Here is a 24,879-nt window from a genome sequence, read left to right as displayed (position 1 = left end):
ACCAGGGGCTTTTTCATTGCATCGGCGGCAGTCAGGCTCGGTCCCGCTCCAGCAGCGGTTTCAGGTAATGGCCGGTGTACGACTGTTTCATCTCGCTCAGCTCTTCCGGCGTGCCGCAGGCAATGATCTGCCCACCCTTGGAGCCACCCTCGGGTCCCAGGTCCACCAGCCAGTCGGCGGTCTTGATCACATCCAGGTTATGCTCGATCACCACCACGGTATTGCCGTGGTCGCGCAGGCGATGCAACACGTCCAACAACTGCTGGATGTCGGCGAAGTGCAGGCCCGTGGTCGGCTCGTCGAGGATGTACAGGGTCTTGCCAGTATCGCGCTTGGACAGCTCGCGTGACAGCTTCACCCGCTGCGCTTCACCACCGGACAGCGTGGTTGCCGACTGCCCCAGCTTGATGTACGACAAGCCCACATCCATCAGCGTTTGCAGCTTGCGCGCCAGCGCCGGTACCGCATCGAAGAACTCGCGGGCATCCTCGATGGTCATTTCCAGCACCTCGTGGATGTTCTTGCCCTTGTACTTGATCTCCAGCGTTTCTCGGTTGTAGCGCTTGCTCTTGCACACGTCGCACGGCACGTAGATGTCCGGCAGGAAGTGCATTTCCACCTTGATCAGGCCATCGCCCTGACAGGCCTCGCAACGGCCGCCTTTGACGTTGAACGAGAAGCGCCCTGGGCCATAACCACGTGAACGCGATTCCGGCACCCCTGAGAACAGCTCGCGGATCGGCGTGAAGATACCGGTGTAGGTCGCCGGGTTGGAACGCGGGGTGCGGCCGATCGGGCTCTGGTCGATGTCCACCACTTTGTCCAGGTGTTGCAGGCCGTCCATGCTGCCATGCGGTGCGGCTTCCAGGCTGCTTGCGCCATTGAGGGCGGTGGCGGCCAAGGGGAACAGGGTGTTGTTGATCAGCGTCGATTTGCCCGACCCGGACACCCCGGTCACGCAGGTCATCAGGCCCACCGGGATTTCCAGGTCGACGTTCTGCAGGTTGTTGCCTCGCGCGCCCTTGAGCTTGAGCTGCAGTTTCTTGTTGCGCGGCGTGCGCTTGGCCGGTACGGCGATCTTCTTGCGCCCGGACAGGTACTTGCCCGTCAACGAATCGGGATGGTCCATGACCTCCTGTGGCGAGCCCTCCGCGACGATCTGCCCACCGTGCACACCGGCACCTGGGCCGATGTCGACGACGTAGTCGGCCAGGCGAATGGCGTCCTCGTCGTGTTCCACCACGATCACCGTGTTACCCAGGTCGCGCAAGTGGTTGAGGGTGGCCAGCAAGCGGTCGTTATCGCGTTGATGAAGGCCGATGGACGGTTCATCAAGAATGTACATCACCCCCACCAAGCCCGCGCCGATCTGGCTAGCCAGGCGGATACGTTGTGCTTCACCACCTGACAGGGTGTCAGCGCTACGGTCCAGGGTCAGGTAGTCGAGGCCGACATTGACCAGAAACTGCAGGCGCTCGCAGATCTCCTTGAGGATCTTCGCCGCGATTTCGCCACGGCGCCCGGTCAGGGTCAGCTCGCCAAAGTAGTTGCTGGCTTCACCGATCGGCAGGTTGGTGACGGCTGGCAGGGTCTTTTCGCCCACCCATACATGGCGTGCCTCGCGGCGCAGGCGTGTACCTCGGCAATCTGGGCAAGGTTGCGTGCCGAGGAACTTGGCCAGTTCTTCACGCACGGTGGCCGATTCGGTTTCGCGGTAGCGGCGCTCCAGGTTTGGCACAATCCCTTCGAACGGGTGTGAGCGCTTGACGATATCGCCACGGTCGTTGAGGTACTTGAAGTCGACACTCTGCTTGCCACTGCCCTGCAGAATCACCTTCTGGTGTTCGGCCGACAATTCGCCGAATGGCTCTTCGAGGCTGAAGCCATAATGTGCGGCCAGCGAGCCGAGCATCTGGAAGTAGTACACGTTACGCCGGTCCCAGCCGCGGATCGCGCCTTCGGCAAGGGTGAGTTCGGCATTGACCAGGCGCTTGGTGTCGAAGAACTGTTTTACCCCCAGGCCATCGCAGGTCGGGCAGGCACCGGCCGGGTTGTTGAAGGAAAACAGCTTCGGCTCCAGCTCGCTGATCGCGTGGCCGCACACCGGGCATGCGAAGCGCGCGGAGAAGATCATTTCTTCGCCTTGCTCGTCGTCCATCGGCGCCACCAGAGCGATGCCGTCCGCCAGCTTCAAGGCGGTCTCGAACGACTCCGCCAGGCGCTGCTGCAGGTCGGCGCGGACCTTGAAGCGGTCCACCACCACATCGATGCTGTGCTTTTTCTGCTTGTCCAGCTTGGGCAGCTCATCGAGCTCGTAGAGCTTGCCGTTGACCCGGGCCCGCACGAAGCCCTGGGCCCGCAGTTCGTCGAACACCGCCAGATGCTCGCCCTTGCGTTCGCGCACTACCGGTGCCAGCAGCATCAACTTGCTGCCTTCCGGGCGCTCCAGCACCAGGTCGACCATCTGGCTGATCGTTTGCGCCTCCAGCGGGATGTCGTGGTCCGGGCAGCGGGGGGTGCCGACTCGGGCGTACAGCAGGCGCAGGTAGTCGTAGATTTCGGTAATGGTGCCGACCGTGGAGCGCGGGTTGTGCGAGGTCGACTTCTGCTCGATGGAAATCGCCGGCGACAGGCCTTCGATGGTGTCGACGTCGGGCTTTTCCATCATCGACAGGAACTGCCGGGCGTAGGCCGACAGCGATTCGACGTAGCGGCGTTGGCCTTCGGCGTACAAGGTATCGAACGCCAGGGACGACTTGCCGGAACCGGACAGGCCGGTGATCACGATCAGCTTGTCCCGGGGCAGGGTCAGGTCGATGTTCTTCAGGTTGTGGGTACGTGCCCCACGAATCAGGATCTTGTCCACTGCGGCCTCGCTCGGCGGGCATAAACAAGGAAGTATACGGCGCGCCAGTATGACGCGGCAAAGCGTCGCGTAGATGCCGTCAAGCTGTCGGACTGATAGAATCGCCGCCGGTTCACACGAGGTTAATCCATGCACGACACCCACAACGAGCGCATGAGTGGCGGCGAAACCCGCGCCGCTGGCGGCCTTGCCCTGGTCTTTGCCTTTCGTATGCTGGGCATGTTCATGGTCTTGCCGGTACTGGCCACCTACGGCATGGACCTGGCCGGCGCCACACCTGCGCTGATCGGCCTGGCCATTGGTGCCTATGGCCTGACTCAGGCGGTACTGCAGATTCCATTCGGGATGATTTCCGACCGCATTGGCCGTCGTCCAGTGATTTACCTGGGGTTGGTGATCTTCGCCCTCGGCAGTGTGCTGGCAGCCCAGGCCGACTCCATCTGGGGCGTGATTGCCGGGCGCATCCTGCAGGGCGCCGGGGCGATTTCTGCCGCAGTCATGGCGTTGCTGTCCGACCTCACCCGCGAACAACACCGGACCAAGGCCATGGCCATGATTGGCATGAGCATCGGCTTGTCGTTCGCTGTCGCCATGGTCGTCGGCCCCTTGCTGACAAGTGCCTTTGGTTTGTCAGGTTTGTTCTTCGCCACGGCAGGGCTTGCCCTGGTTGGCATAGCGCTGATCGCGTTCGTCGTGCCCAACACCCACAGCATCCTGCAGCACCGCGAGTCGGGTGTGGCCCGCAAGGCACTCGGCCCAACCCTGCGCCACCCGGACCTTCTGCGCCTGGACGTGGGCATCTTCATCCTGCACGCCATCCTCATGGCCAGCTTCGTCGCGCTGCCGCTGGCCTTCGTCGAGCGTGGCGGCCTGCCCAAGGAAGAGCATTGGTGGGTGTACCTGACCGCGCTGTTCATCTCATTTTTTGCAATGGTCCCGTTCATCATCTACGGCGAAAAAAAGCGCAAGATGAAACGCGTGTTGGCTGGCGCGGTCAGTGTCCTGCTGCTGACAGAGATATACTTCTGGGAGTGGGCTGACGGTTTGCGCGGACTGGTGATTGGCACCGTGGTATTCTTTACCGCATTCAACCTGTTGGAGGCTTCGTTGCCTTCGCTGGTGAGCAAGGTGTCGCCTGCCGGTGGCAAGGGGACGGCGATGGGGGTGTATTCCACCAGCCAGTTCCTCGGTGCGGCACTGGGCGGAATCCTCGGTGGCTGGTTGTTCCAGCACGGTGGGCTGGACACGGTGTTCCTTGGTTGCGCGGTGCTGTGTGCCATCTGGCTGATCGTCGCCTTGCGCATGAACGAGCCGCCGTATGTGACCAGCCTGCGTATGCCGCTGACGCCCGAAGCAGTCCGTGAAGCCGGCCTGACCGAGCGCCTGATGGCCGTGCCGGGTGTGACCGACGCTGTGGTGGTGGCAGAAGAGGCCGCCATCTATATCAAACTGGATACGAAAATTTTGGACCGTGCGACCCTCGAGCGACTGGTGAATCCAGCCTCTTCGGCGTGCGAAGCCTAGGAGAACGTTATGGCCCGTGGGGTTAACAAAGTCATTCTGGTCGGCACCTGTGGCCAGGATCCCGAAGTCCGCTACCTGCCCAACGGTAACGCCGTGACCAACCTGAGCCTGGCTACCAGCGAGCAGTGGACCGACAAGCAGTCGGGCCAGAAGGTCGAGCGTACCGAGTGGCACCGTGTGTCGTTGTTCGGCAAGGTTGCCGAAATCGCCGGCGAGTACCTGCGCAAAGGTTCGCAGTGCTACATCGAGGGCAAGCTGCAGACCCGCGAGTGGGAAAAAGACGGTATCAAGCGCTACACCACCGAGATCATCGTCGACATCAACGGCACCATGCAGCTGCTTGGCGGTCGTCCGCAGGGTCAGCAGCAGGGCGGCGACCCGTACAACCAGGGTGGCGGCAACTACGGTGGCGGTCAACAGCAGCAGTACAACCAGGCCCCGCCTCGTCAGCAGGCCCAGCGCCCGCAACAGGCCCCTCAGCGCCCAGCGCCACAGCAGCCAGCTCCGCAGCCGGCCGCTGACTTCGACAGCTTCGATGACGATATTCCGTTCTGAAAAACAGCTATTTAAGAAGTGACAACATCTGAGGCGAAGCCATTGATTTGGCTTCGCTTTTTTATTGTTTACAGATTTTTGCGGAGTAAGAGCTACATTTGTTAAGCGTTTACCTCCCGAAGGTGTAAACAAATGACTCTGAATCCGTATGCGGTAAAGACGATTGTTTTGAGCTCTGGGGAGCGCCTGCCTGTGCTGATAGCACTTGCCACCGGTGATCCCTTATTCGAGCCGTCTGTTTATGTGCTCAGCGAGATTCGGGCTACCAACAGGGCGAGCAATACGATTGACCAAGTCTTGCGGTCAATCATGGTATTGCAGCTATTCCTCGACTCAAATCAGATTGATATTGACCAGCGGATTCAAGAGGGAAGTGTCTTTCGTTTGAGCGAGCTTGACGAGCTTGTTCGGCACTGTAGGCGGCCTGTCGCTGATCAACTGAAGTGCAATTCCATCCCTCCCTCCCATACATCCGTTCGTAGAGGCGCCGCTGAAAGTTTGCGCCTTGTTCAGCGGCAATTTGCACCAACTGAGGTAGCGGGTCATACCGCAGCTAACCGTATTCGGGTCATCCGGGGCTATCTTGATTGGCTTGTGAGATACCACATGGCGCGTCATCACTCTGGTGCAGCTGAGGGCGAGCGACTTTGGAATGAATGGACATCTTGCAAGGCTGCTCTGGATGCGCGACTGCCGCGCCACAAGGGCCGGAATACCATTGGACTGAGGGAAGGGCTTCAGCCAGAGGTTGCCGAGAGACTCCTCAGCGTCACATCGCCGATCTCGCCGGAGAACCCCTGGAAGGGGGAAGGCGCGCGTATTCGGAATTCTCTCCTGGTCCGCTGGTTCTACGAGCTTGGCCTACGTCGTGGCGAACTTTTAAATGTAAAAATTCCCGACATTAACTTCCAGTCGGAAGAGCTGATTGTGGCCAGACGGGCAGACGATCCGGAGGATCCCCGAAAGGATCAGCCATTGGTCAAGACACGTGATAGAAAGATTCCGTTATCCCCAGGTCTTTGCAGGCTGACGCACGAATATATAACGAATACACGCCGAAACACTGAAGGCGCAAGGCGTCACCCGTTCCTGTTCATCGCCATGGGCACAGGGTCGCCCCTGTCGCTAAGTGCCGTGAATGCTGTTTTCGCCGAACTTCGAAATGCCTTTAATGGCGAGTTCGATGCTGTGACTCCCCATGTTCTTCGCCACACGTGGAACGACCGCTTCTCGGACATAATGGACAATGCGAAGGTCTCTGACGCCGAGGAAGAACGCATGCGCTCGTTCTTGATGGGGTGGGCGCCGACCTCGAAAACCGCTGGGCAATACACTCGTCGACACGTTCGACTAAAAGCTCAGCAGGTGTCTCTAGGCATGCAGTCTAAGCAGACAGAAGGGTGGGGCAATAATGACTGAAGAAGCTGTCTTACCCTCCCGTCTTTCCGGCTACCAGAAGCTTCCGCCCACCGTGAGTACTCTAAGCGGGGCGGTCTTCGATCCGAGTGGAAAACGCTGGGCGTTTCACGATGGCCTCAGTGCAATTTGCGTGAACTTCAACAGACTGAGTGAGTATGCAACAGAGGAGTTTGTTGAGGCTGCGAAGGTCCCCCTGATCTGGTATGCCGAGAACACTGAAGCGTCGACCGTCGCTGCGATATTCGACAACCTAAGGGTGTTATTGGTATCGATAGCTACTGCTCGGGAGCGATTGGTAAATGAAATTGACGCACCACTTCTTATTACTTATAGAGCATCTCTGAGCTCCGATAAGGAGTGGAAGTTAGGAGGCTTGAGGGCATTCTTCAAAAAATGGTACCGCCTTGGAGTTCCAGGTGTGACGGGCGACGCCGTTCGCTTCCTAAATAGCATTCGCCTTAAAGGCGTCCGGAAAGGAACTGCGGTCCTGACCATGGATCCTCTTAAAGGTCCTCTTACGGACGTTGAACGTTCTGCTGTGCACGCGGCACTAAACGATGCCTTTGCCGTTGGCCAGATTCCTCTCGATGACTACCTTTTGGCTTGGCTCTGTTTGCTCTTGGGGCAGAGAAACATTCAGTTCGCAATGCTGAAGGTGTGCGATATAAGTGAGATTGATAAGTCCGATGGGCGAAAGGAGTACGTACTGAGAGTTCCGCGGGTTAAACAAGCCACTGCCGAGGCACGGCGGGAGCAGTTCAAGGACCGCTTGATAACGCCAAGCATAGGGAAACTCCTCGTTTCCCATGCGAACAGTATCCTGGAAAGATTTAAGGATAAAAGAGAATTCTTGGATGCGCCGTCGCAAGCGCCTTTGTTTCCCAAAAAGAACTCAATGAGTTGTGCTCGTCCAAATTTTCATGATCATTCGTCACCTGAGGCGATCGGACACAGAGTTAAGTCAGTGTTCAGTGCTTTGCATGTACGCTCTGAGCGCACAGGTGAACCGATTAAAGTTACATCAAAAAGGCTGCGACATACGGTTGCTACGTCCGCCGCACGGGAAGGGCACGGGGAGCTCATAATTGCTGAGCTGCTCGACCACAGTGACACGCAGAACGTTGGTGTTTATGTGAAAGCTACCCCGGAAATCGTTGAGCGAATTGACCATGCTATAGCACTTCACATGGCACCCCTGGCTCATGCTTTTGCCGGCGTCATCATCAACGACGAATCATTGGCAATCCGCGGCGATGACCCTAGGAGTCGTATCGTTGACCCCCGTTTCGACGCAAGCATGAAGCCAATGGGTAACTGCAGTCGCTGTGGTTCGTGCGGCTTTATGGCGCCAATTGCTTGCTACACATGTAAGAGTTTTCAAGCGTGGATTGATGGCCCTCACGAAGCGGTACTGGAGTACCTCCTGTCCGAGCGTGACCGGTTAATGTCGGGAGTGGATACTCGAATTGCAACCATAAATGATCGGACGATTCTTGCCGTTGCTGAGGTGATAAGACAAATTCGGGAAACTCGGAAGGAGGAAGGTGATGTCTGCTGATATCGCGGTATTCACGCCAAAGGCCGAGATAGATGCTTCAGCGAACTTAGCCGCGTTCGTCACTATGTGCAGATCGCAGCTCACCATTTTCGGTGCAGACCTGCGCTTTGATGACATGGCTTGGGACGTAACTGACACCACGCAGTTGAAGGGGCATGGGAAGAAGCGGGTCCGCGTCTATTTCTCTACTCAAGAAACTGTAGACGACATACTGCCAACTCAGATGGCTGAACCGTTTGTTTCGTTTGCCAAGGCTTACGTACGATATATGCAGGGTATGCGACCGACGAAGAATCCAGCTTTTCGCGTTACTGCGCTGCGCGCCCTTGATGCTGCCCTTAGGCAGAGCGGCCACTTGGTCCCAGTGATGATGGATGGCGACACGTTTAATCGAGCTGCGCGAGCTATCGCTGAACGGCTTTCAGGATCTACGGCCTATCGAGTGGGTTCTCAGCTTGAGTTGATTGCTAAGTTCATGTCAGAAAACCGTCTGACAGCGGTTCCGCTCTCGTGGCGTAGCGCTATCAAACGACCGCTCGATACGGTTCGTGTGGGGCAGGAGTTTGACAAGCGCCGTACCGAAAAAATGCCATCTCAAGCCGCATTGGAAGCGCTTCCTAAGACGTTTCAGATTGCGACCCAGCCTAAAGACGTGCTGTTTTCGTCGATTGCCGCGATTCTCTGCTCTGCTCCTGATCGTATCAATGAGGTGTTACTGCTTGCCGAGAGCTGTGAGGTTCATGACAAAACTTCGGGCGGTAAAGATGCCTACGGTCTGCGATGGCAACCGGCTAAGGATGCTCCGATCAACTTGTCGTGCAGCCGCGGCAAGTTGCAATTTTCCAGGCACCTACAGCGTCATTGGACGAAAAGTGACCGAAAAATCATGTACGGAGAGCTTTTTCGACCGGTTCTCCGTGTTAAACGCGAACCTCACCCATACCCATGAGCTGTTTTCGAACCCTCCACAGGTTTGCCAGGGCGAACAGCGTGGTCAACTGAGCCGTGTTTTTCATCAGCCCACGAAAACGTACTTTCACGTAACCAAACTGCCGCTTGATCACGCGAAACGGATGCTCGACCTTGGCCCGTGTCTGAGCCTTGCAGAACTCGATCTTGCGCTTGGCTTTGTACAGTACGCTGCGCTGGTTCAGCTTGGAATAGGTGCTGCGACGCGCTGCAATCTGCCAGATCACCCCCCGATTTTCATGCTCTTCGCGCCTTTCGACACCGGTGTAACCGGCATCTGCATACACGGCGTTTTCTTCGCCATGCAGCAGTTCAGCCACCTGCGTGACATCGGCCACATTGGCAGCGGTGCCATGGACGTGATGCACCAGGCCGGACTCGACATCGGCACCGATGTGCGCCTTCATCCCGAAGAAATACTGACCGCCTTTCTTGGTCTGGTGCATCTCGGGATCACGCTTGCCTTCTTTATTCTTGGTCGAGCTGGGGGCATGAATAATGGTGGCATCGACGATGGTGCCTTGGCGCAGCGACAGGCCTTTTTCCTGCAGATAACCATTGATGACCGCAAGGATTGCCGGTGCGAGCTGATGCTTCTCCAGCAAGTGCCGGAAGTTCATGATCGTGGTGTCTTCGGGGATTGGCGCGCTCAGCGTCAGGCGTGCGAACTGGCGCATGGGCGTGATTTCGTAGAGCGCTTCTTCCATGGCCGGGTCGCTCAGGGAGAACCAGTTCTGCAACAGATGGATGCGCAGCATGGTTTCCAGAGGATAGGGTTTTCTACCGCCGCCGGCCTTGGGGTAGAACGGTTCGATCAGCTCCAGCAGGCCTGCCCAGGGCACCACCTGATCCATTTCGGCGAGGAAGCGCTCTCGGCGGGTTTGCTTGCGCTTGCCGGCGTACTCAAAGTCGGAAAAGCTCATCTGGCTCATGGGCGGCTCGGATCAGGTGTTGCGGGGATTCTCGCATAACTGAAGGCTTGTTCGGAGATTCCCTAAGGGGGCTGATCCAATGGTTAAATGGATTATTCCCTCGATGGCTCCCGTTGTCGCTGAGGCCATCGCCAAAATTAGGCGTTTGACGGAAGACGCTCGTCGTATTGCTCAATGGTATGAGTTTAATCCTGAAAGGCTGTATCTGCCCCACGATTTGGAACACCTCAGGAGGCAAGAGCTGCTGACAATGGATGAAGTTCAACAGGTGATTTTGCTGGAGAAAGGGTCGGCTTCATTTGCGAGTCAATGGTGCACCGCAAATAATGTGTTGTTGATTAAGAATGACAGCGGCGTATGCGCGCGATTTGCTGATGTTGAAAAGGCCGCAATACTGCAACTTCCATCCGGGTTTCCGCTGCTAAACACGGAGATGGGACTCAAATATTCGGAGGCACTCATCGTAGTGCGGCGTAATGAGCTCCACTCTGCAAGAGGTACATTTAGCTGTGTCATTGAGCCGGTCAGCATCAATCAGGTGAATACAGCACTCGGCACCAGAAGTGAGCATGGCTTTGAGTCCATATTTGAGCGCCTTGGCTTCACTGAACCAGATGGCAGCCGAATCCGAGTATCTACCCATCAGTTCCGTCACTACCTGAACACCCTGGCGCAGGCAGGGGGGATGAGTCAGTTGGATATTGCGAAGTGGTCGGGGCGCTTGGATGTCCGTCAAAACGAGGTTTATGACCATGTGAGCGCAGATCAAATGGTGGCGAAGATTCGCGAGTCCATTGGCGACGAATCCCATATGTTCGGCCCGCTGGCGAAGCTGCCGAAGAATATCCCGATTTCACGAGATGAGTTTGCACGTCTTAAGATTCCGACAGCCCATACAACTGACTTTGGCTTCTGCGTCCATGACTACACGATGATGCCATGCGAGCGGCATGCCGACTGCATCAACTGTAACGAGCACGTATGCGTGAAGGGCGATGAAGGCAAGGCCATAATGGTGAAACGTCGGCTACAGGATGCGCAGGAATTGCTGGTGCGTGCTGAAGCTGCGACGGTGGAGGGCTACTACGGAGCGGATCGCTGGATGGAGCACCATAGAAAGACTGTACTACGTCTGATACAGCTTACAGAGATTCTTGATAACCCAGCAGTTCCAACCGGCGCTGTAATTCAGCTGGCTGATGTTCCGATCATTTCTTCGACGGGAGTGGAGCAAGCGCTAGAGGATCGAGCCGCATTGGATGGTTATTCGACGCTAAAGCGCTTGGCGCCGACTAACGCTAGCCGAATGAAGCGGAGCAAGCATGGCTAAAAGGCGAGCAAAAAATCTCGATGATCATGCCATCGAACACATTGTCTGTGTGTTGGATGGGTGGTCAGGCAAGCTTTCTTGGGATCTGCTCATTGAGGCAATTGAGAAGCACCTGGGTGTTCGTTACACGCGTCAGGCACTCGACAAGCACGCCCGTATTAAATCGACATACCAGGCTACTAAGGCGCGTCTTAGCAAGGTGCCTGGTTCGCGGCTCCACCAAAAATTATCTACTGCAGAGGTTGGAGCGCTTACAGAACGTCTTAAGCGCTTGGAGGCCGAAAACGCTCGCCTGAAAGTGGAGAACGAAAGTCTGCTCGAGCAATTCGTGACGTGGGCCTATAACGCATATTTGAAAGGGATGACGAAAGAATCTCTGAGCACGCCCCTTCCTCGCGTGGATAGAGAGCTGACTAAGCTTACCCGCACAAAGAGATTCGCAGGCGGTAAGGGGTGAGTCAAAGGTTTCCAAGCTCTTCCTGGACACGTTTGAACAGTTGCTCGATGGTCATTGATCTATCGCGCAGTAAGTAACTGTGGACAAGGATCGACACGGGGTGCACCTCCATGACATATGCAATCTCGTCAAGCTTATCGAGGGTCGGGCTCTTCAGGCCTCGCTCAAGCGTGCTGAGATAGGTTCTACTGCTTACGTCGGAAAAATCCTCCTGAGTGAGCCCTTGGCTCATTCTGAGCTGCTTCAGAGCCTGCCCGAATGCTTGTTTCAGTTCCATTTGCCAACCTCGCAAAAGGAACGATGAGGCCTGCGTGAGCTCTTTAGGGCTACAATCTATAGTGTTCATTTGGCGGAGCTATGGCATGTTCAGAACACATCTGAAGGCAGAGGTGAAAGGAGCCGGTGCGTTCGGCGATGGACTTCGCGTTTGGCGCTACGTCGAGCAGGCGATCCAGTGTCCATGGCTTTACGTCTGCTGCACAGAGGAGAGTGGCGACGTAACCTTGAGCAGCATGCTGATGATCGCAGACATGTCGGCGTTCGAAGACGTGCTGTCGCAGCAGACCGAGAGGCTGCGTGTGGAGAATGTGCTGCTGGTTAGCCCAAGGCATCTCAATCGGCACACGGGCTGGCTGATGGAGGGACTCGTGGAGTGTAAGCGCTCCATGAACCCCACATTCAAAGCGCTCAGCTGATTGCCGATGCTGTGCTCCCGATTTCATTCTGGAGCCCGCACGCCATGATGCGTCCCGACGCCAAAGTCGAAAAAGTCTATCTCTACCCCAAGCCCGTCGACTTCCGAAAATCCATTGATGGCTTGGCGGCGCTGGTCGAGTTGGACATCAAGGTGGCGGTGTTCGACCCCGTGCTCTTCGTATTTCTCAACAAATCCCGCAACCGTGTGAAGATCTTGTACTGGGAGCGCAACGGCTTCTGTCTTTGGCTCAAGCGCCTGGAATCCGAGCGATTCAAAACATCACCTGACGCCACCGACGAAGCGATTGTCCTCACCGTTCAGGAACTGAACTGGTTACTCGACGGTTTTGACCTCTGGCGCAATCGCCCGCATCAGGTTTTGACGCCGCGATTCGTCGCCTGATTCGGTATAATCCGGGGCATGATTTCCATGCCCGAAGACCTTCCCGATGACCCCGTACTGCTCAAGCAGATGCTTGCGCAGTTATTGATGGAGCGCACGGTCGATAAGGGCCAGATCGTCGATCTCAAAGAGCAGGTCAAGCTACTGCGCGACCGTCTGTTCAGTCGCAAGTCCGAGCAGACCGTTGAAACCAACACGCCGCAACTCGCGTTGTTCAACGAGCCGGAAAGCCTGTCGATACCTCCGGTCGATGACGACGAAGAAGTGATCGCGCCAACACTGCGTCGTGGCAAGCGCAAACCGCTGTCCGCTGACCTGCCGCGCATTGAAGTCATCCACGAACTGCCCGAACACGAGCAGGCCTGTGCCTGTGGTTGCCGCAAACACGTGATCGGTGAGGAAACCAGCGAGCAGCTGGATATCGTGCCGATGCAGATCCGGGTGCTCAAACACATCCGTAAAATTTACGGCTGCCGTGGTTGTGAAGCCGCTCCGGTCACCGCTGACAAACCCGCACAGTTGATCGAGAAGAGCATGGCCAGCCCGAGCGTGCTGGCCATGCTGTTGGCCACCAAGTATGTCGATGGTTTGCCGCTGCACCGTTTTGAAACGGTGCTGAGCCGACACGGTATCGAGATTCCGCGTCAGACTTTGGCACGCTGGGTGATTCAGTGCGGTGAGCACCTGCAACCACTGCTGAATCTGATGCGCGACCGGTTGCTGGAAAGCCCGGTCATCCATTGCGATGAAACCCGCGTCCAAGTTCTTAAAGAACCGGATCGAGACCCGACCAGCCAATCCTGGATGTGGGTGCAAGCCAGTGGGCCACCGGATCGGAAAGTCGTGCTGTTCGACTACACCTCCAGCCGTGCGCAGGAGGTGCCGTTGCGCTTGCTGGAAAGTTATCGCGGCTATGTGATGACGGACGATTACGCCGGCTACAACGCCCTGGCGTTGCAGCCGGGTGTCGAACGATTGGCGTGCATGGCGCATGCGCGTCGCAAGTTTGTTGAAGCTCAGAAAGTGCAGCCCAAGGGCAAAGCCGGACGCGCGGATATGGCGCTGTCATTGATCAATAAGCTATATGGCATCGAGCGTGAACTGAAGGACGCCAGTGATGAGCAGCGATTGACTGGCCGGCAGGAGAAGAGCCTGCCGATCATGGGGCAGTTGAAAAGTTGGCTGGACAAAACGCAGCCACATGTGACGTCGCAAAGTGTGCTCGGCAAGGCGGTGAATTACCTAGCGAGCAATTGGAGTCGGCTGGAGCGTTATGTGGAGGCTGGGTATTTGCCGATCGACAATAACCCGGCAGAGCGCGCAATAAAGCCATTTGTGATTGGCCGCAAAGCCTGGCTGTTCAGCGACACGCCCAAGGGTGCCGCCGCCAGTGCTCAGCTCTACAGTTTAGTCGAGACCGCCAAGATCAACGGCCAAGAGCCCTATACGTGGCTGCGCCACGTACTGGAGCGGCTGCCCCATGCGCAGTCGGTGGCAGATTATGAAGCGCTGTTGCCGTGGAACTGTTCACCGGAAATGCCACGGTAAACGATGGCCTCACCTTGCGGTAGGTGGGGTTCATGGATCGCTTACCGTGGAGTTATGCGAGGCGATCAGTCCTACGCAGGAGCACTTGGCATATGTCTACAAGTTGGAAGGTGGCGGTAGTTATTGGGACGGATATGTTCAGGATCTGGAGCATACCTCCCTTCGATTGATTTACTCTCGGAGATGACTTTGCGGAGGCGGCCTTGGATCTAGACCAGCAGGGTGAACTGTTTGTCCTTCAATTGATAGATGATATCAGTTTGCCTAGCCCACGACAGGTTGCTGAAGAGTCCCTGGCTGACTTTGAGAAACAAGTCTGGTATGGGGAATTGGACCTAGTTCATTTGCTCAGGAAGCATCTGGTTCGGCCGGATACGGCCGACGAGCAAAGGCGAAGGCTGCTGTACGTAATAGACCGGCTGATCCGTTATCCCTGCATACTGCGTTCGAAAGCTGCTCAGCTAAGGACGGTTTTGAACGAATGGGATGAACTGAAACCCCCACAACCTACCCTTGAGGCTGCTGAACTCGCTGCGCGTCACATGCTGGATAAGAAAGCCTTTGAGTGGGGACTAGAGGAAGATATTACCCCACAAATGAAAGCTGTTCTGAAATATCAGACCCGTCACTATGCCGCAACTTTGGGGCGAATAACGGGATATACTAAGTTAGAGTAGCTCATCTCTATGCAGTAAGTATAAAATCAATTGATTTCAGATGTTGTCAATGCTGTAGGTGGATGTTTTCGACGAATTGCCGGTGCTCGGGAATTTATATGGTAAGGTAAAATAGGTCTTTTTAATACGCGAAGTGGCTTCCGATTCCAGCTAGACCTCCATAACTGCAAAGTTTGGGAAGTACCGATACATTTTGCAAAATTTTTCCGCGTCTGATCGCGGTATGGAACCGAGAGAAAGCTCTACGCCTTCAATATTCGGTAGCTGCTGTTCAATTTTTCGAAGCTCTCTAACTGTAAGCTTAGGCATCTCTATGCGGATGGCTTTATTGTCTATAGGCATGAAGTCTAATTTGTTAAATGAGCAGGATTTATAGCGCTCAATTTCTTCCGGTGAAACAAATATCCCAACTATAGTTGTCATGCGCGCATCGTCCTGATATTCGATTTCGCATATTGGGATAAACTGCATGGCTGTTTCTGGATTTGTATTTCTATCTGATAGTGCAAGCTCTATTTCAGTTGTTAGAATTTTTCTGCATAGTTTGCCATAAGGCCATCCGGCAAGGTCCTCATCTCGCGCTTCATCAGGTACGCGCTCTCTACCAAAAGTTTGCCTAAATCTTTCAATGGCGCTCGCTTTTGACGGGTCATTTTCTTCATGATATTCAATAAGCGCCTTGGCTTTCATACATTGTACAGATACCGCTAAGATAGAGCCCGACACAGCCCTAGATGCTACAGATCGGACATCATGCAGCATTGATGTAACTAAGGTGTCGTCGTAATCTAGCCAGGCAATGGTGCGCTGGTCCCAATTAAGCTTGGGTAGTGCTTCTGACGAATTCGAAAACTTCATACTTATTTGGAATGGGCGGTTTTCTTCGAACCTCTCGCGTGCACCTTCTGATGCTTCTATTGAAACCATGTTTTTGATGCCGAGAGATTTATGGAATAAAATGAAGTCAGAAAACCATACAGACCCAAAGCCAACGTAGCCATAGTCCTCAATTGGTTGGAATGGAGTCAGTCGACGAAAAATGTCGACCAACATTTTTCTCTCTGCATATTTTGCGGGGCGCAGGGAGTAGTCAATCCTTCGAAAACTAGCTGCCATTAGTCACGTTGCCTTTTCAAAATCATATCAAAGCATGCCTCGCCAACAGCCTTGGCCGATCCAAGCCCTAGCGCATCTTGAAGGAAAGTTACATCATCCACGGCCCGGGAGTATTGAATCTTAACCATTTTAGGGCCCTTAACTATCGACCCTCGGGCGGGAGCAGTGAAGTCCTTTTTTACCGAAAATGACTCAGGACGCTGGGGGGACGCTTTTGTGACAAAGTCTAATAGGGCGCTTTTTTCGCGGGTGTTTTCATCAATGTCTGCGTCAAGTTCATTTAGGAAATCAATTACAGGGCGCATCATTTCAAGCATTCGCTGAAATGCCTTTCTCCATATAATACTATCTTGGTCTACATCAGTTTTTGTTGTATTCCAAGGGATTTGTGACGAATCCTCGGAGTCAAAGGATACTATGCCGCGAAATCTGGCAAACTGATTGTGGAAGCTTGGAATTAATGTTTTTCCTGCTTCCTCTTCAATCAAGCCCCAGCCAGTTACAGCTCGTCTGTCCGCCTCTAAAATAACTCGGCCGTTGCAGATGACATTCCATCCAGCTTCCTTAGGAGACGACGTTCCTACGCCTACGATTATTTTCGCAGTTACCGGAGCTGAACCTTCGCTTGTAAACGTGAGTATGTCTGTGCCAGGTGTAAAGCCATTGCTTACCAGCAAATAAATGTTGGTTGCGTCAATGCGAAAATCATTGACTGAAATCTGTAGGCCGTCGGATATGAACTGACGATGCTTTGACTTTATCAGCCCAACTATACTATTTCTGAACCAGGCCGTTCCGAACTTCAGGGCTACTTCAGGTCTTAATTTTGTAACTTTGATATCGGTTCCTGGCGAGGCAGTTGATACACTGTTGTCTTGAGGTTTTGCCCATGGAAAGCTCCACCCAGATTGTGCTTCCCATTCGTCAACATTTACATCAACAGCCCAAGCCTCATTTGAGGTGGCTGATTGCACATTGAAATGGCGGCCAAATTTGAATAGAGCACGCTTCATCCCAACACCAAATTGCCCAATGGAGTGAGATGTGGCTTTTGCGCCGGCTGGACGTCCAAATCGAAACGCGTACTCACGGGCTGTCTCGATATCAAAGCCTCCGCAGTTATCCAAAATGCGGAAATGTGTCTGATCAAGAGTAATTTTCACCGAGCAGCCTTCATACGGTTGCTCTGCCTGCTTAGCCAGTCTCTTGGCGCCGTCAACGCAATTATCGACAAGATCGAGCACTGCCTGTTCGAGAGGGATATCCCGGACAAGCATATCTACGAAGAAAGCCTTTGTTGGCTCTGCACTGATGCTGTCCCTGATCTCAGAATCCGTTTCTGCCACAGTTCCTCCTCGAATTGCACTGATGATGCGATGCTCGTTAGCACTACGCTACCTCATACCCGGTCCGGCGTCATCACGCCGCCATTGAGGACGAGCCAGGTGTAGCCATTCACTGCCTGTCGTCGCTGCAACCTATAAGCGTAGCCTGGGCTGAGTCTGCATGCGGTACGGCGTTCCCTAGCCGTCCTGCATGCGGGCCAGAGAGTCTAATGAATTTGTACTCTTGATGATGTCATAACGCCAGCTTATTCTGACACCATTCAGGTAACGGATCAGGGGTGGGCGTGCACAATAAAGGATTCGATGTCCTGACGATCGACAAAAATGCTATTTCATGGCACTCTCCCCCAATTCTCATCTAGGGGCATGCCGTGGACACCTCAAAACCTCTTGTGATCGACTTGTTTTCTGGTTGTGGCGGCCTTGGGCTTGGAGCTGAATTGGCAGGATTCCATTCGCTAGCAGCAGTGGACGTTGATAAGGATCTCCAGTCCGCCTATAGCTTAAACTTCCCTCTTACGCAAACCATCAACACTGATCTGGCGCTAGTTACACCAAGTATGTGGAAAGGTATCCTTAAAGGAAAAAGGATAGATGGAATTATTGGCGGGCCCCCTTGCCAAGGATTTAGTCGTATAGGTCTTCGGAAAACCGACGACCCGAGAAATGCTTTGCTAGGGCAATATTTTAAACAGGTGCGCGAGTTGAAGCCGAGATTCTTCTTGATGGAGAATGTAGAAGGGCTTTTGGATGAGAAGAATAAACTTGTTCTAGAGGCTGCGCTCAATTTAATTCCTGCAAATTATCATGTTGTTGGTCCGTTGAAAATTAATGCCCTTGACTGTGGGGCCGCAACCTCTCGGAAGCGAGTGGTGATAATAGGTGTCGACTCCTCTTCTATGGACGTTATCACCCAGCAGGAGGTGGTTGCTAGCCTTGTGAAAAGTTCCGTCACTGTTCGAGAAGCCATAAGTGATATCCCCTCTCCTAATGACGATGAGTTAAGAACGTCTGAGCTGTTCACTTGGGCGAAATATAGGAGGGTGTCATTGTCGGAATACGCTTTAAAAATGCGGGCGATGCCACCAAAAGGACTAGGCTCGAAACTTTCATTAGAACGTCTGATACATGGCGAGATTTCTGGCGTAATAAACACAAAGCACACGCAACCAGTAATTGAGCGCTTCAGCGAGACCCGCCCTGGTGAGACGGAGCTGGTAAGTCGATATCCTAGGCTTTCCTGGGGAGGGCATTGCCCTACGCTGCGCGCCGGCACCGGGAGCGATAAAGGCAGCTTTCAGGCTATGAGGCCTATTCACCCCTCAGAGCCACGAGTAATTACAGTTAGAGAAGCGGCCAGACTGCAGGGGTTTCCGGATTGGTTCCTTTTTCACCCCACGATGTGGCATTCTTTCCGGATGATAGGGAATAGTGTTTCGCCACTTATGTCTCATCATTTGATGAGCATTATTGCGGAAAAGTTAGAGCGCAGAGTTGCTGCGTAGGAGGAAGCATGGCGGTCGTGAAGGATAGCATTGAGGTAAGTTTTAACTCGGACGCCGACTATTTGATTCAAGGCCTCACTTCCGATGTGAGCACGATAGAGTGCATATACGACTTAATTGATAACTCTATAGATGCTGCTCGCTCGAAAATTATTCGCGCTTCAAAGAGGTTCAAAAAGGATTCATATGGGTTGCCAGCCTCATATAAGGGCTTTAAGATTGATCTGGATGTTACCTCTCGAAAAGTAGCTGTGTCCGATAATTGTGCTGGGATAGATGAAAGCACACTTTCTGACAAGGTTTTTACAATAGGGAAGAGGTCGAAACACGCTTTTGGTATTGGTCATTATGGGGTCGGGCTTAATCGGGCTATATTCAAGCTTGGAAGTTCTGTGCGGCTGATGACAGATAATGGGGTGCATGCATTCTCTCTTGGGTTTTCTGAGATGGATGTGCGATCAGCAGTCGAGAATAAATCAACTATCCAGGCGAGAAGACTTCCTACAAGTAAGAAAAGTTATTATAAGCTAGAAATCGATAGCGTTAAAAATGATGTGCTATCAGATTTAGGTTCAGATACTTGGCTTGATACCCTGCGAGATCAAATAAGAATTCGCTATGCAATATTTTGTGCTAAAGGGCTGGTAATTAGTGTTAATAAGAAAAAGGTGGGTAGCTTCGGCCCAAAAATACGAAATCCTGATTTCTTAGAGAAGCGAGCAAAGAATTTTGTATCTCAAAGTGGCGTATCCGTGTACCTGGAGGCCGGGCTTCATGAAAATTATCGCATAGCGAAATTTGAAATCGACTATGAACAATTTAAACCGGTTATTAAGGGGCTGACACCTGAATATGGGTGGTATGTTGTTTGCAATGACAGGATAATATTGGTTGCCGATAAAACCAAAATTACTGGCTGGACAACAACGGCTTGGCACAACGAGTATCATGGGTTCCTTGGTTGGGCTCACTATGTTAGCGAGGACCCCTCTCTGCTACCATGGGATACGAAGAAAACTGGTATAAATACAAATAATCAAACGCATATAGAGGTTTTGAGTTCGCTTAAGGAGCTTGCGGATGATTATCGAAGTAGAAATAGAAACTTAAGGCAGCCGAAATCTGGGGGCGTGGCCTCCGAGCCAGCTAAGCCCCGAGGTACTGGTGCTGCTAGCGGGCTTGGTGGAAAACCTCTAGGTGGAGGTGCTGATCCTAAGGAAATCCTGAAAAAGACTTCCTGATTTGGCAAAATCCCCGGACACCAATCGCCGAGCTTTTCGATGATGAAACAAATGACCTTCGCCGATGCCGAGTACGCCGGTAAGCGCAAGCAGACCCGCAAGGAGCTGTTCCTGATAGAGATGGATCGGGTCGTACCCTGGGAGGGTTTGATTGCTCTGATCAAACCTCATTACCCAAAGGGCGAAGGGGGCCGTCCAGCCTATCCGCTGATGGCGATGCTGCGGATTCATCTAATGCAGAACTGGTTCGGTTACAGCGATCCGGCGATGGAAGAGGCGCTGTACGAGACGACGATCCTGCGCCAGTTTTCCGGTCTGAGCCTGGAGCGAATCCCGGATGAAACCACCATCCTCAACTTCCGTCGCCTGCTGGAAAAGCATGAGTTGGCCACCGGTATTCTCGGCGTGATCAATGGCTATTTGGGCGACCGTGGCTTGTCACTGCGACAAGGCACCATCGTCGATGCCACTCTGATTCATGCGCCCAGTTCGACCAAGAACAAGGACGGCAAACGCGACCCGGAAATGCATCAGACCAAGAAGGGCAACCAGTATTACTTCGGTGCCAAAGCTCACATTGGTGTCGACGATGAGTCCGGGCTTGTGCACAGCGTGGTGGTCACTGCGGCCAACGTCGCGGACGTAACCCAAGTCGACAAACTGCTGCACGGTGGTGAGAACGTGGTCTGCGCTGATGCGGGCTATACCGGTGTAGAGAAGCGTGAAGAGCATGAGGGGCGCCAAGTCATCTGGCAGATTGCAGCCCGGCGCAGCACTTACAAAAAGCACGGTAACCGCAGCGCGTTATACAAAGCGATACGTAAGATCGAAAGAGCCAAGGCCCAGGTTCGCTCCAAGGTTGAGCATCCATTTCGGGTGATCAAGCGCCAGTTTGGTTATACGAAAGTGCGCTTCCGAGGCTTGGTGAAAAACACTGCTCAGATGGTGACGCTGTTCGCCCTGTCGAACATTTGGATGGCGCGTCGACATTTGCTCTCCAATGCAGGAGAGGTGCGTCCGTGAAGAGTGAAGTGACTGCTGCGAGGTGCTTGCAGCGGCAAAAAAGGCTGAAATAGACGGCAGGTTTGACCGGGATTTGAGCGGCTACCGTTTTTTGAAAGTGTCGATGGCGAAGTAGCCGGAAAACAGGGGCTACTTCAGACCATCCCTAAAGGCAAAGTGGTTCCTGGATCTGCGATTCATACTAAAGAAATGGATATGTTGATTTACAACTTATCCTCAATTAGTAGCTCGCCACGAATCGCATCCTTCCTTCAAGAGGCTCGGGAGATCTCAATCAAAGAGCACCCATATACAGCAATGATATTGCTTCGTGTATTGTTTGAGGCGGCGCTTCGTGATTATTTGTTGAGGCATAAACATTATCAGAAAGTAAAGGACTCCATTTTCGAGGAGCAGGCTGTTCAGGGTCGGCCTTTCAGTCAAAAGCAGAAGCGTGACTTTACTCCGTCTCTGGCAAATATGTTAAGTTGGGCGGTGAAAAATACTGAAATATTTAGCTCTGACCTGCGGAGAGGAACAAAGACCTCAATAGATAATTTTATTAAGGACCTATCGCGTCTGAATGGTATTGTGCACGAAGATGGAGTGCTTACTGATTTTTCTGAGGCAAAGCAGATAAGGAACAATGCTTTAAAGGCTCTGGAGACATTTTTGGGGAGCTGATTTTACTGATGGTATGTCAGATGGGCCTTATGTTATTGGCCCATCTATAAAATTTTGCAGTTTTTCCCTCAGTTGCTCTAGATTTCTAAGTTCGCATTGCCAGACCGTTAGTACCTGCCAGCCATCTGCTTGGAGGGCATGAATATTTTCTGTATCTCTTCTTTTGTTTTTCTCTATTTTCTCCTGCCAGTATTCGAGTCGGGTTTTCGGAAGTCGCCCATACCTACAGTTAGGGTGGCCATGCCAAAAGCAACCGTTTACGAATATCACCTTCTTCCTTCTCAGAAAGGTAAGATCTGGCCGTCCTTGTAGATATTTTAGATGTAGTCGATAACGATACCCCATGCCGTACACTAACTTTCTGACGATAAGTTCCGGGGTCGTATTTTTTCCTTTGATACGACTCATTAACCAGCTACGCTGCTCGACGCTCAATCTGTCCATTAGGGGGCCTAAGCAATTTCAATTCGACTCGAACGGTTGCTTAATTGAGATATGCTTCTTCAGTACCATACTATCCGGCAGGCTAGATATTCGCCAATAATAATTCTGACGTCGACACCATCTTGCCAATCAACCAGGTATCTGTAGCGTCCGGACTGTATGATCAACCATGCTCCAATTTGAATTGGAGGAACGGGTTTACCCGATGCTCGTAGAAACGCACGGCATCCTATTTCAGGCCATAGCGGCTGAACGCAGTCTTCAAGGATCTCGAAGTCATTTATCTCTTCAGTAGTCATCGTTGGGATGGCGCGAACCGAATAATGGTCAGGCTGATCGTTGCAGGACTCTCCCAACTCGTATGCCGCATGCCCCTGCGCCAACTTCATGATTACGTTGCGGACTCTCCTTTCGTCGGGCTGCCACCAGATATGTCCACAGTCATCCGTTCTACGACATTGTTCCAACTGATTTCTCAATCGCGGATTTCGGGCTAGTGCATGCTTTATCTTCTCTCGTGATAGCTCGCTGATCTCGGTTGTTCCGGACATGGTGCATTCCAGCAGGCACGCTATGTATTCCTCATCCAACGAGAAGCCGCCGTTGCATTTTTGGCAGGCTTCGACGACCGGAAGATTTGCTGGAAGTGGATTATCCAAAAGAACGCGGGAGGGCACATGGTCAACCGTTTCCGGCGGCCCACCGCAATAGGTGCATCTGCCTTTCAAGCGCTCATCTAGAAAGAGATGCTTCGGATCCATACATTAGCTCCAGTTACAGGTGCGGTGTGGGCTCTAAGCTTCAATAACAGTTTGAGGCTACCTCAAAACCTCCGACTCGGGGAAAAACTATCTTTTTCGATTAGCTTTTCTCGCTTGCTTCTGTTGTATGTTTTTTGATTTCTTTGTTTTTAGTTGCTTTCGCTTGCTTGCAGTTTGCCGAACAACGACGGCGGTGCCAAGTTGAAGGCTGTCCGCCGCCGGAAACTGAAAGCTCCTGCTCTCTGTCGGGGTGCTGGAATCCGCGTAGATTCCAAGCGCCGATCTCAGCCTTTCCACCTCAGTCCGCTCCTCCTCAGTGTATTCATCGCGAATGTATACACATACGTCTTCGGAGCCCCCTTGATAGTCTTTCAATGGATGATCGAAACCAAGTGCGATGATGGTCTTAGCTCCAGTGAACTTAAGTTTTGCGCACTGTGCATACGAAAGCAAAAGCCTACTTCGGTATTGCCTGTAGTCCACATAGGACTGCTCTGCAAACTTCGGACATGCCAAAAAAATATATAGGAGATCTGGAGCTTGCTGTGTAGTCAGGGTGCGAGCCCGGCGCACGTACTGCCCGGCCTTTGCTAGTTCCATCATCTCAAAGAAGTGGCGTGATAGCTCACGTCTCATGAACCTGGTTTCACTTGCCATAAGTCGCAGGGCGAGCTCAGTTTCATGATTCTTTTGATTCGCGCCCAGGTCAGTGATCGTTGGATCCCCTACGGTTATAAATTTTTCGATCAACGCATCCCAAAATTCACTTATCTCATTCTGGGCGTGCATCTCCCTGTACTCTGGGCGTGATAGCAGTTCAGGATAAAGTGTTTCATCGAAGCTGATGTGATGAGGAGCGCTTTCGGTACTAGGATGGAATGCATGCTCATTTTCATTAGTATGCATTAAGTAAGATGCAATCAGTTGCTCTTCCCCTGCACTCGTTATCATCGTATTCGGATTGAGCAAGAAGGCCCTACGCGCACCTAGGTATTCGACGAAGTCCTTGATGGTGCTCATCTCGTGCATCAGTACTTCGAGGGAGATCTCATCAAAGACGTGGACAAATTCTTTACTAGAATCTAGCGGGCCAGTGGTAAACGGAAGTTCCGCATAGGCGTTGTGGTCCACGCCGGTTTGGATCATGTGCGAGCCGACGCTGCCTGAGAAGTGCTTCGCGCAGGCCTCAGCACTCCCCCGTGTCACTGCGACAAGGTGAAAACGTATCTTTGTAATGTCGGGAATCTGCACGGGTAGAGGCCGAGTGCATTTGGAATCCAAAAACACCCTATGTGGGAAACGCTCCAGCCAGCTTTTGGCACCATACAACTGCTTTGCAGAACTAGTAACGGCACGTTTATACCAGCGCTTCCAAGCAACCTTGGTATCAGTTTCGGACTGATAGGTGATGTGCTTGTCGGAAAAAATGACGATGTCATCTCCGAATACGACCATTACATCGGCAAACTCTTTCGCGCTTCCCTTCCCATTGTGCATGTCCTGGTCAGTGTGCAAGTTGGCGTGGGCCCACAGGCTCAAGAACGACTTTCGGCATAGCCTCATCAGCAATCGCTCGGAGTCATTCACTCCCTCTGCATCCGATATGTCGAAAACACCTGGTCTTTCCGAGCTAGACATTCAAGTTCCCCCTACTTGTTCAAAATAATCTATCAGAAGCGGAAGCCGGGGTGACGGCGATCTGGCATCCAGCCCAAGCGATGCTTCTCGTCGGTTCAGGTGAGCAGCAGTTGAGCTCCACCCTTCGGCCGCTCTGCGGCGCCGGCAGGGATCTACCTGACGCTCCGTGTGATCTTGCTCGTACGGATGGATGGGTTTTGGCCATGAC

At 53.2% G+C, this 24,879-nt stretch carries 23 protein-coding genes; 15 read left to right on the top strand and 8 right to left on the bottom strand.

The window, feature by feature from the left end:
- Positions 1-31 precede the first annotated feature (31 nt).
- Positions 32-2,866, bottom strand: coding sequence for an excinuclease ABC subunit UvrA (gene uvrA / locus Q9451_RS28295; RefSeq protein WP_012270240.1), 2,835 nt, complete (start codon positions 2,864-2,866; stop codon positions 32-34).
- Between the two features lie 129 nt (positions 2,867-2,995).
- On the opposite strand from uvrA, the gene Q9451_RS28290 reads away from it, so the two are divergent.
- The 5 genes from Q9451_RS28290 (at position 2,996) to Q9451_RS28270 (ending at position 8,871) form a co-directional block, all read left to right on the top strand.
- Entirely contained in the window at positions 2,996-4,390 is a 1,395-nt protein-coding gene (locus tag Q9451_RS28290; protein WP_012270241.1) for an MFS transporter, read from the top strand.
- Between the two features lie 9 nt (positions 4,391-4,399).
- On the top strand, positions 4,400-4,945 hold the full coding sequence (locus Q9451_RS28285) for a single-stranded DNA-binding protein (protein ID WP_003255446.1): 546 nt from the start codon (positions 4,400-4,402) through the stop codon (positions 4,943-4,945).
- 132 nt (positions 4,946-5,077) lie between these two features.
- On the top strand, positions 5,078-6,364 hold the full coding sequence (locus Q9451_RS28280) for a site-specific integrase (RefSeq protein WP_012270242.1): 1,287 nt from the start codon (positions 5,078-5,080) through the stop codon (positions 6,362-6,364).
- Positions 6,357-7,922 carry a site-specific integrase gene (locus tag Q9451_RS28275; protein ID WP_012270243.1) on the top strand — a complete coding sequence of 522 codons (1,566 nt, stop codon included), beginning with the start codon at positions 6,357-6,359 and terminating at the stop codon, positions 7,920-7,922. The genes Q9451_RS28280 and Q9451_RS28275 overlap by 8 nt, the downstream gene beginning before the upstream one ends.
- Positions 7,912-8,871, top strand: a complete 960-nt coding sequence (locus Q9451_RS28270; protein ID WP_345960826.1) for a hypothetical protein — start codon at positions 7,912-7,914, stop codon at positions 8,869-8,871. Before Q9451_RS28275 ends, Q9451_RS28270 begins: the two co-directional genes overlap by 11 nt.
- Here the strand turns inward: Q9451_RS28270 and Q9451_RS28265 are convergent.
- Positions 8,843-9,823, bottom strand: coding sequence for an IS5-like element ISPa41 family transposase (locus tag Q9451_RS28265; protein ID WP_014003920.1), 981 nt, complete (start codon positions 9,821-9,823; stop codon positions 8,843-8,845). The genes Q9451_RS28270 and Q9451_RS28265 overlap by 29 nt on opposite strands.
- Positions 9,824-9,902: 79 nt before the next feature.
- On the opposite strand from Q9451_RS28265, the gene Q9451_RS28260 reads away from it, so the two are divergent.
- On the top strand, positions 9,903-11,153 hold the full coding sequence (locus Q9451_RS28260) for a hypothetical protein (protein WP_345960825.1): 1,251 nt from the start codon (positions 9,903-9,905) through the stop codon (positions 11,151-11,153).
- Positions 11,146-11,610 carry a hypothetical protein gene (locus Q9451_RS28255; RefSeq protein ID WP_012270245.1) on the top strand — a complete coding sequence of 155 codons (465 nt, stop codon included), beginning with the start codon at positions 11,146-11,148 and terminating at the stop codon, positions 11,608-11,610. The genes Q9451_RS28260 and Q9451_RS28255 overlap by 8 nt, the downstream gene beginning before the upstream one ends.
- 1 nt (position 11,611) lies before the next feature.
- On the opposite strand, the gene Q9451_RS28250 is transcribed toward Q9451_RS28255, so the two are convergent.
- On the bottom strand, positions 11,612-11,887 hold the full coding sequence (locus Q9451_RS28250) for a helix-turn-helix transcriptional regulator (protein ID WP_012270246.1): 276 nt from the start codon (positions 11,885-11,887) through the stop codon (positions 11,612-11,614).
- A gap of 85 nt (positions 11,888-11,972) precedes the next feature.
- Here Q9451_RS28250 and Q9451_RS28245 point away from each other — a divergent pair, with 85 nt between their 5' ends.
- From Q9451_RS28245 to Q9451_RS28230, 4 genes are all read left to right on the top strand, one after another.
- The gene (locus tag Q9451_RS28245; RefSeq protein ID WP_012270247.1) at positions 11,973-12,305 is read left to right on the top strand and encodes a hypothetical protein; all 333 of its coding nucleotides are present in this window, start codon (positions 11,973-11,975) and stop codon (positions 12,303-12,305) included.
- A gap of 44 nt (positions 12,306-12,349) precedes the next feature.
- Positions 12,350-12,709, top strand: coding sequence for an IS66 family insertion sequence element accessory protein TnpB (gene tnpB / locus Q9451_RS28240; protein ID WP_012270248.1), 360 nt, complete (start codon positions 12,350-12,352; stop codon positions 12,707-12,709).
- A gap of 18 nt (positions 12,710-12,727) precedes the next feature.
- Positions 12,728-14,257: an IS66 family transposase gene (locus tag Q9451_RS28235; RefSeq protein WP_041166353.1), complete on the top strand. Its 1,530-nt coding sequence runs from the start codon at positions 12,728-12,730 to the stop codon at positions 14,255-14,257.
- 203 nt (positions 14,258-14,460) lie between these two features.
- Positions 14,461-14,934 carry a hypothetical protein gene (locus tag Q9451_RS28230; protein ID WP_345960824.1) on the top strand — a complete coding sequence of 158 codons (474 nt, stop codon included), beginning with the start codon at positions 14,461-14,463 and terminating at the stop codon, positions 14,932-14,934.
- Between the two features lie 150 nt (positions 14,935-15,084).
- Here the strand turns inward: Q9451_RS28230 and Q9451_RS28225 are convergent, their stop codons facing one another.
- Together Q9451_RS28225 and Q9451_RS28220 are read right to left on the bottom strand one after the other, a co-directional pair.
- Entirely contained in the window at positions 15,085-16,050 is a 966-nt protein-coding gene (locus tag Q9451_RS28225) for an O-methyltransferase (protein WP_322353530.1), read from the bottom strand.
- On the bottom strand, positions 16,050-17,396 hold the full coding sequence (locus Q9451_RS28220) for an ATP-binding protein (RefSeq protein WP_012270252.1): 1,347 nt from the start codon (positions 17,394-17,396) through the stop codon (positions 16,050-16,052). Before Q9451_RS28220 ends, Q9451_RS28225 begins: the two co-directional genes overlap by 1 nt.
- A 371-nt stretch (positions 17,397-17,767) precedes the next feature.
- On the opposite strand from Q9451_RS28220, the gene Q9451_RS28215 reads away from it, so the two are divergent.
- The 4 genes from Q9451_RS28215 (at position 17,768) to Q9451_RS28200 (ending at position 21,828) form a co-directional block, all read left to right on the top strand.
- On the top strand, positions 17,768-18,901 hold the full coding sequence (locus Q9451_RS28215; protein ID WP_012270253.1) for a DNA cytosine methyltransferase: 1,134 nt from the start codon (positions 17,768-17,770) through the stop codon (positions 18,899-18,901).
- A gap of 8 nt (positions 18,902-18,909) precedes the next feature.
- Complete coding sequence (locus Q9451_RS28210; RefSeq protein ID WP_345960822.1) at positions 18,910-20,142, top strand: ATP-binding protein; 1,233 nt, start codon at positions 18,910-18,912, stop codon at positions 20,140-20,142.
- A gap of 42 nt (positions 20,143-20,184) precedes the next feature.
- The gene (locus tag Q9451_RS28205) at positions 20,185-21,165 is read left to right on the top strand and encodes an IS5-like element ISPa26 family transposase (RefSeq protein WP_024086516.1); all 981 of its coding nucleotides are present in this window, start codon (positions 20,185-20,187) and stop codon (positions 21,163-21,165) included.
- A 195-nt stretch (positions 21,166-21,360) separates the two neighbouring features.
- On the top strand, positions 21,361-21,828 hold the full coding sequence (locus tag Q9451_RS28200; protein WP_041166357.1) for a hypothetical protein: 468 nt from the start codon (positions 21,361-21,363) through the stop codon (positions 21,826-21,828).
- Positions 21,829-21,855: 27 nt separating this feature from the next.
- Here the strand turns inward: Q9451_RS28200 and Q9451_RS28195 are convergent, their stop codons facing one another.
- The 3 genes from Q9451_RS28195 to Q9451_RS28185 form a co-directional block, all read right to left on the bottom strand.
- Positions 21,856-22,236: a very short patch repair endonuclease gene (locus tag Q9451_RS28195; RefSeq protein WP_230388269.1), complete on the bottom strand. Its 381-nt coding sequence runs from the start codon at positions 22,234-22,236 to the stop codon at positions 21,856-21,858.
- Between the two features lie 95 nt (positions 22,237-22,331).
- Positions 22,332-23,033 carry a hypothetical protein gene (locus tag Q9451_RS28190; RefSeq protein ID WP_012270256.1) on the bottom strand — a complete coding sequence of 234 codons (702 nt, stop codon included), beginning with the start codon at positions 23,031-23,033 and terminating at the stop codon, positions 22,332-22,334.
- 87 nt (positions 23,034-23,120) lie between these two features.
- On the bottom strand, positions 23,121-24,572 hold the full coding sequence (locus Q9451_RS28185; RefSeq protein WP_150104939.1) for a hypothetical protein: 1,452 nt from the start codon (positions 24,570-24,572) through the stop codon (positions 23,121-23,123).
- Positions 24,573-24,879: the final 307 nt, after the last annotated feature.

This window comes from Pseudomonas sp. NY8896 (assembly GCF_039634505.1).
The sequence above is the reverse complement of the archived record's forward strand: the minus strand, read 5'-3'. Positions and strand labels throughout refer to the sequence as shown.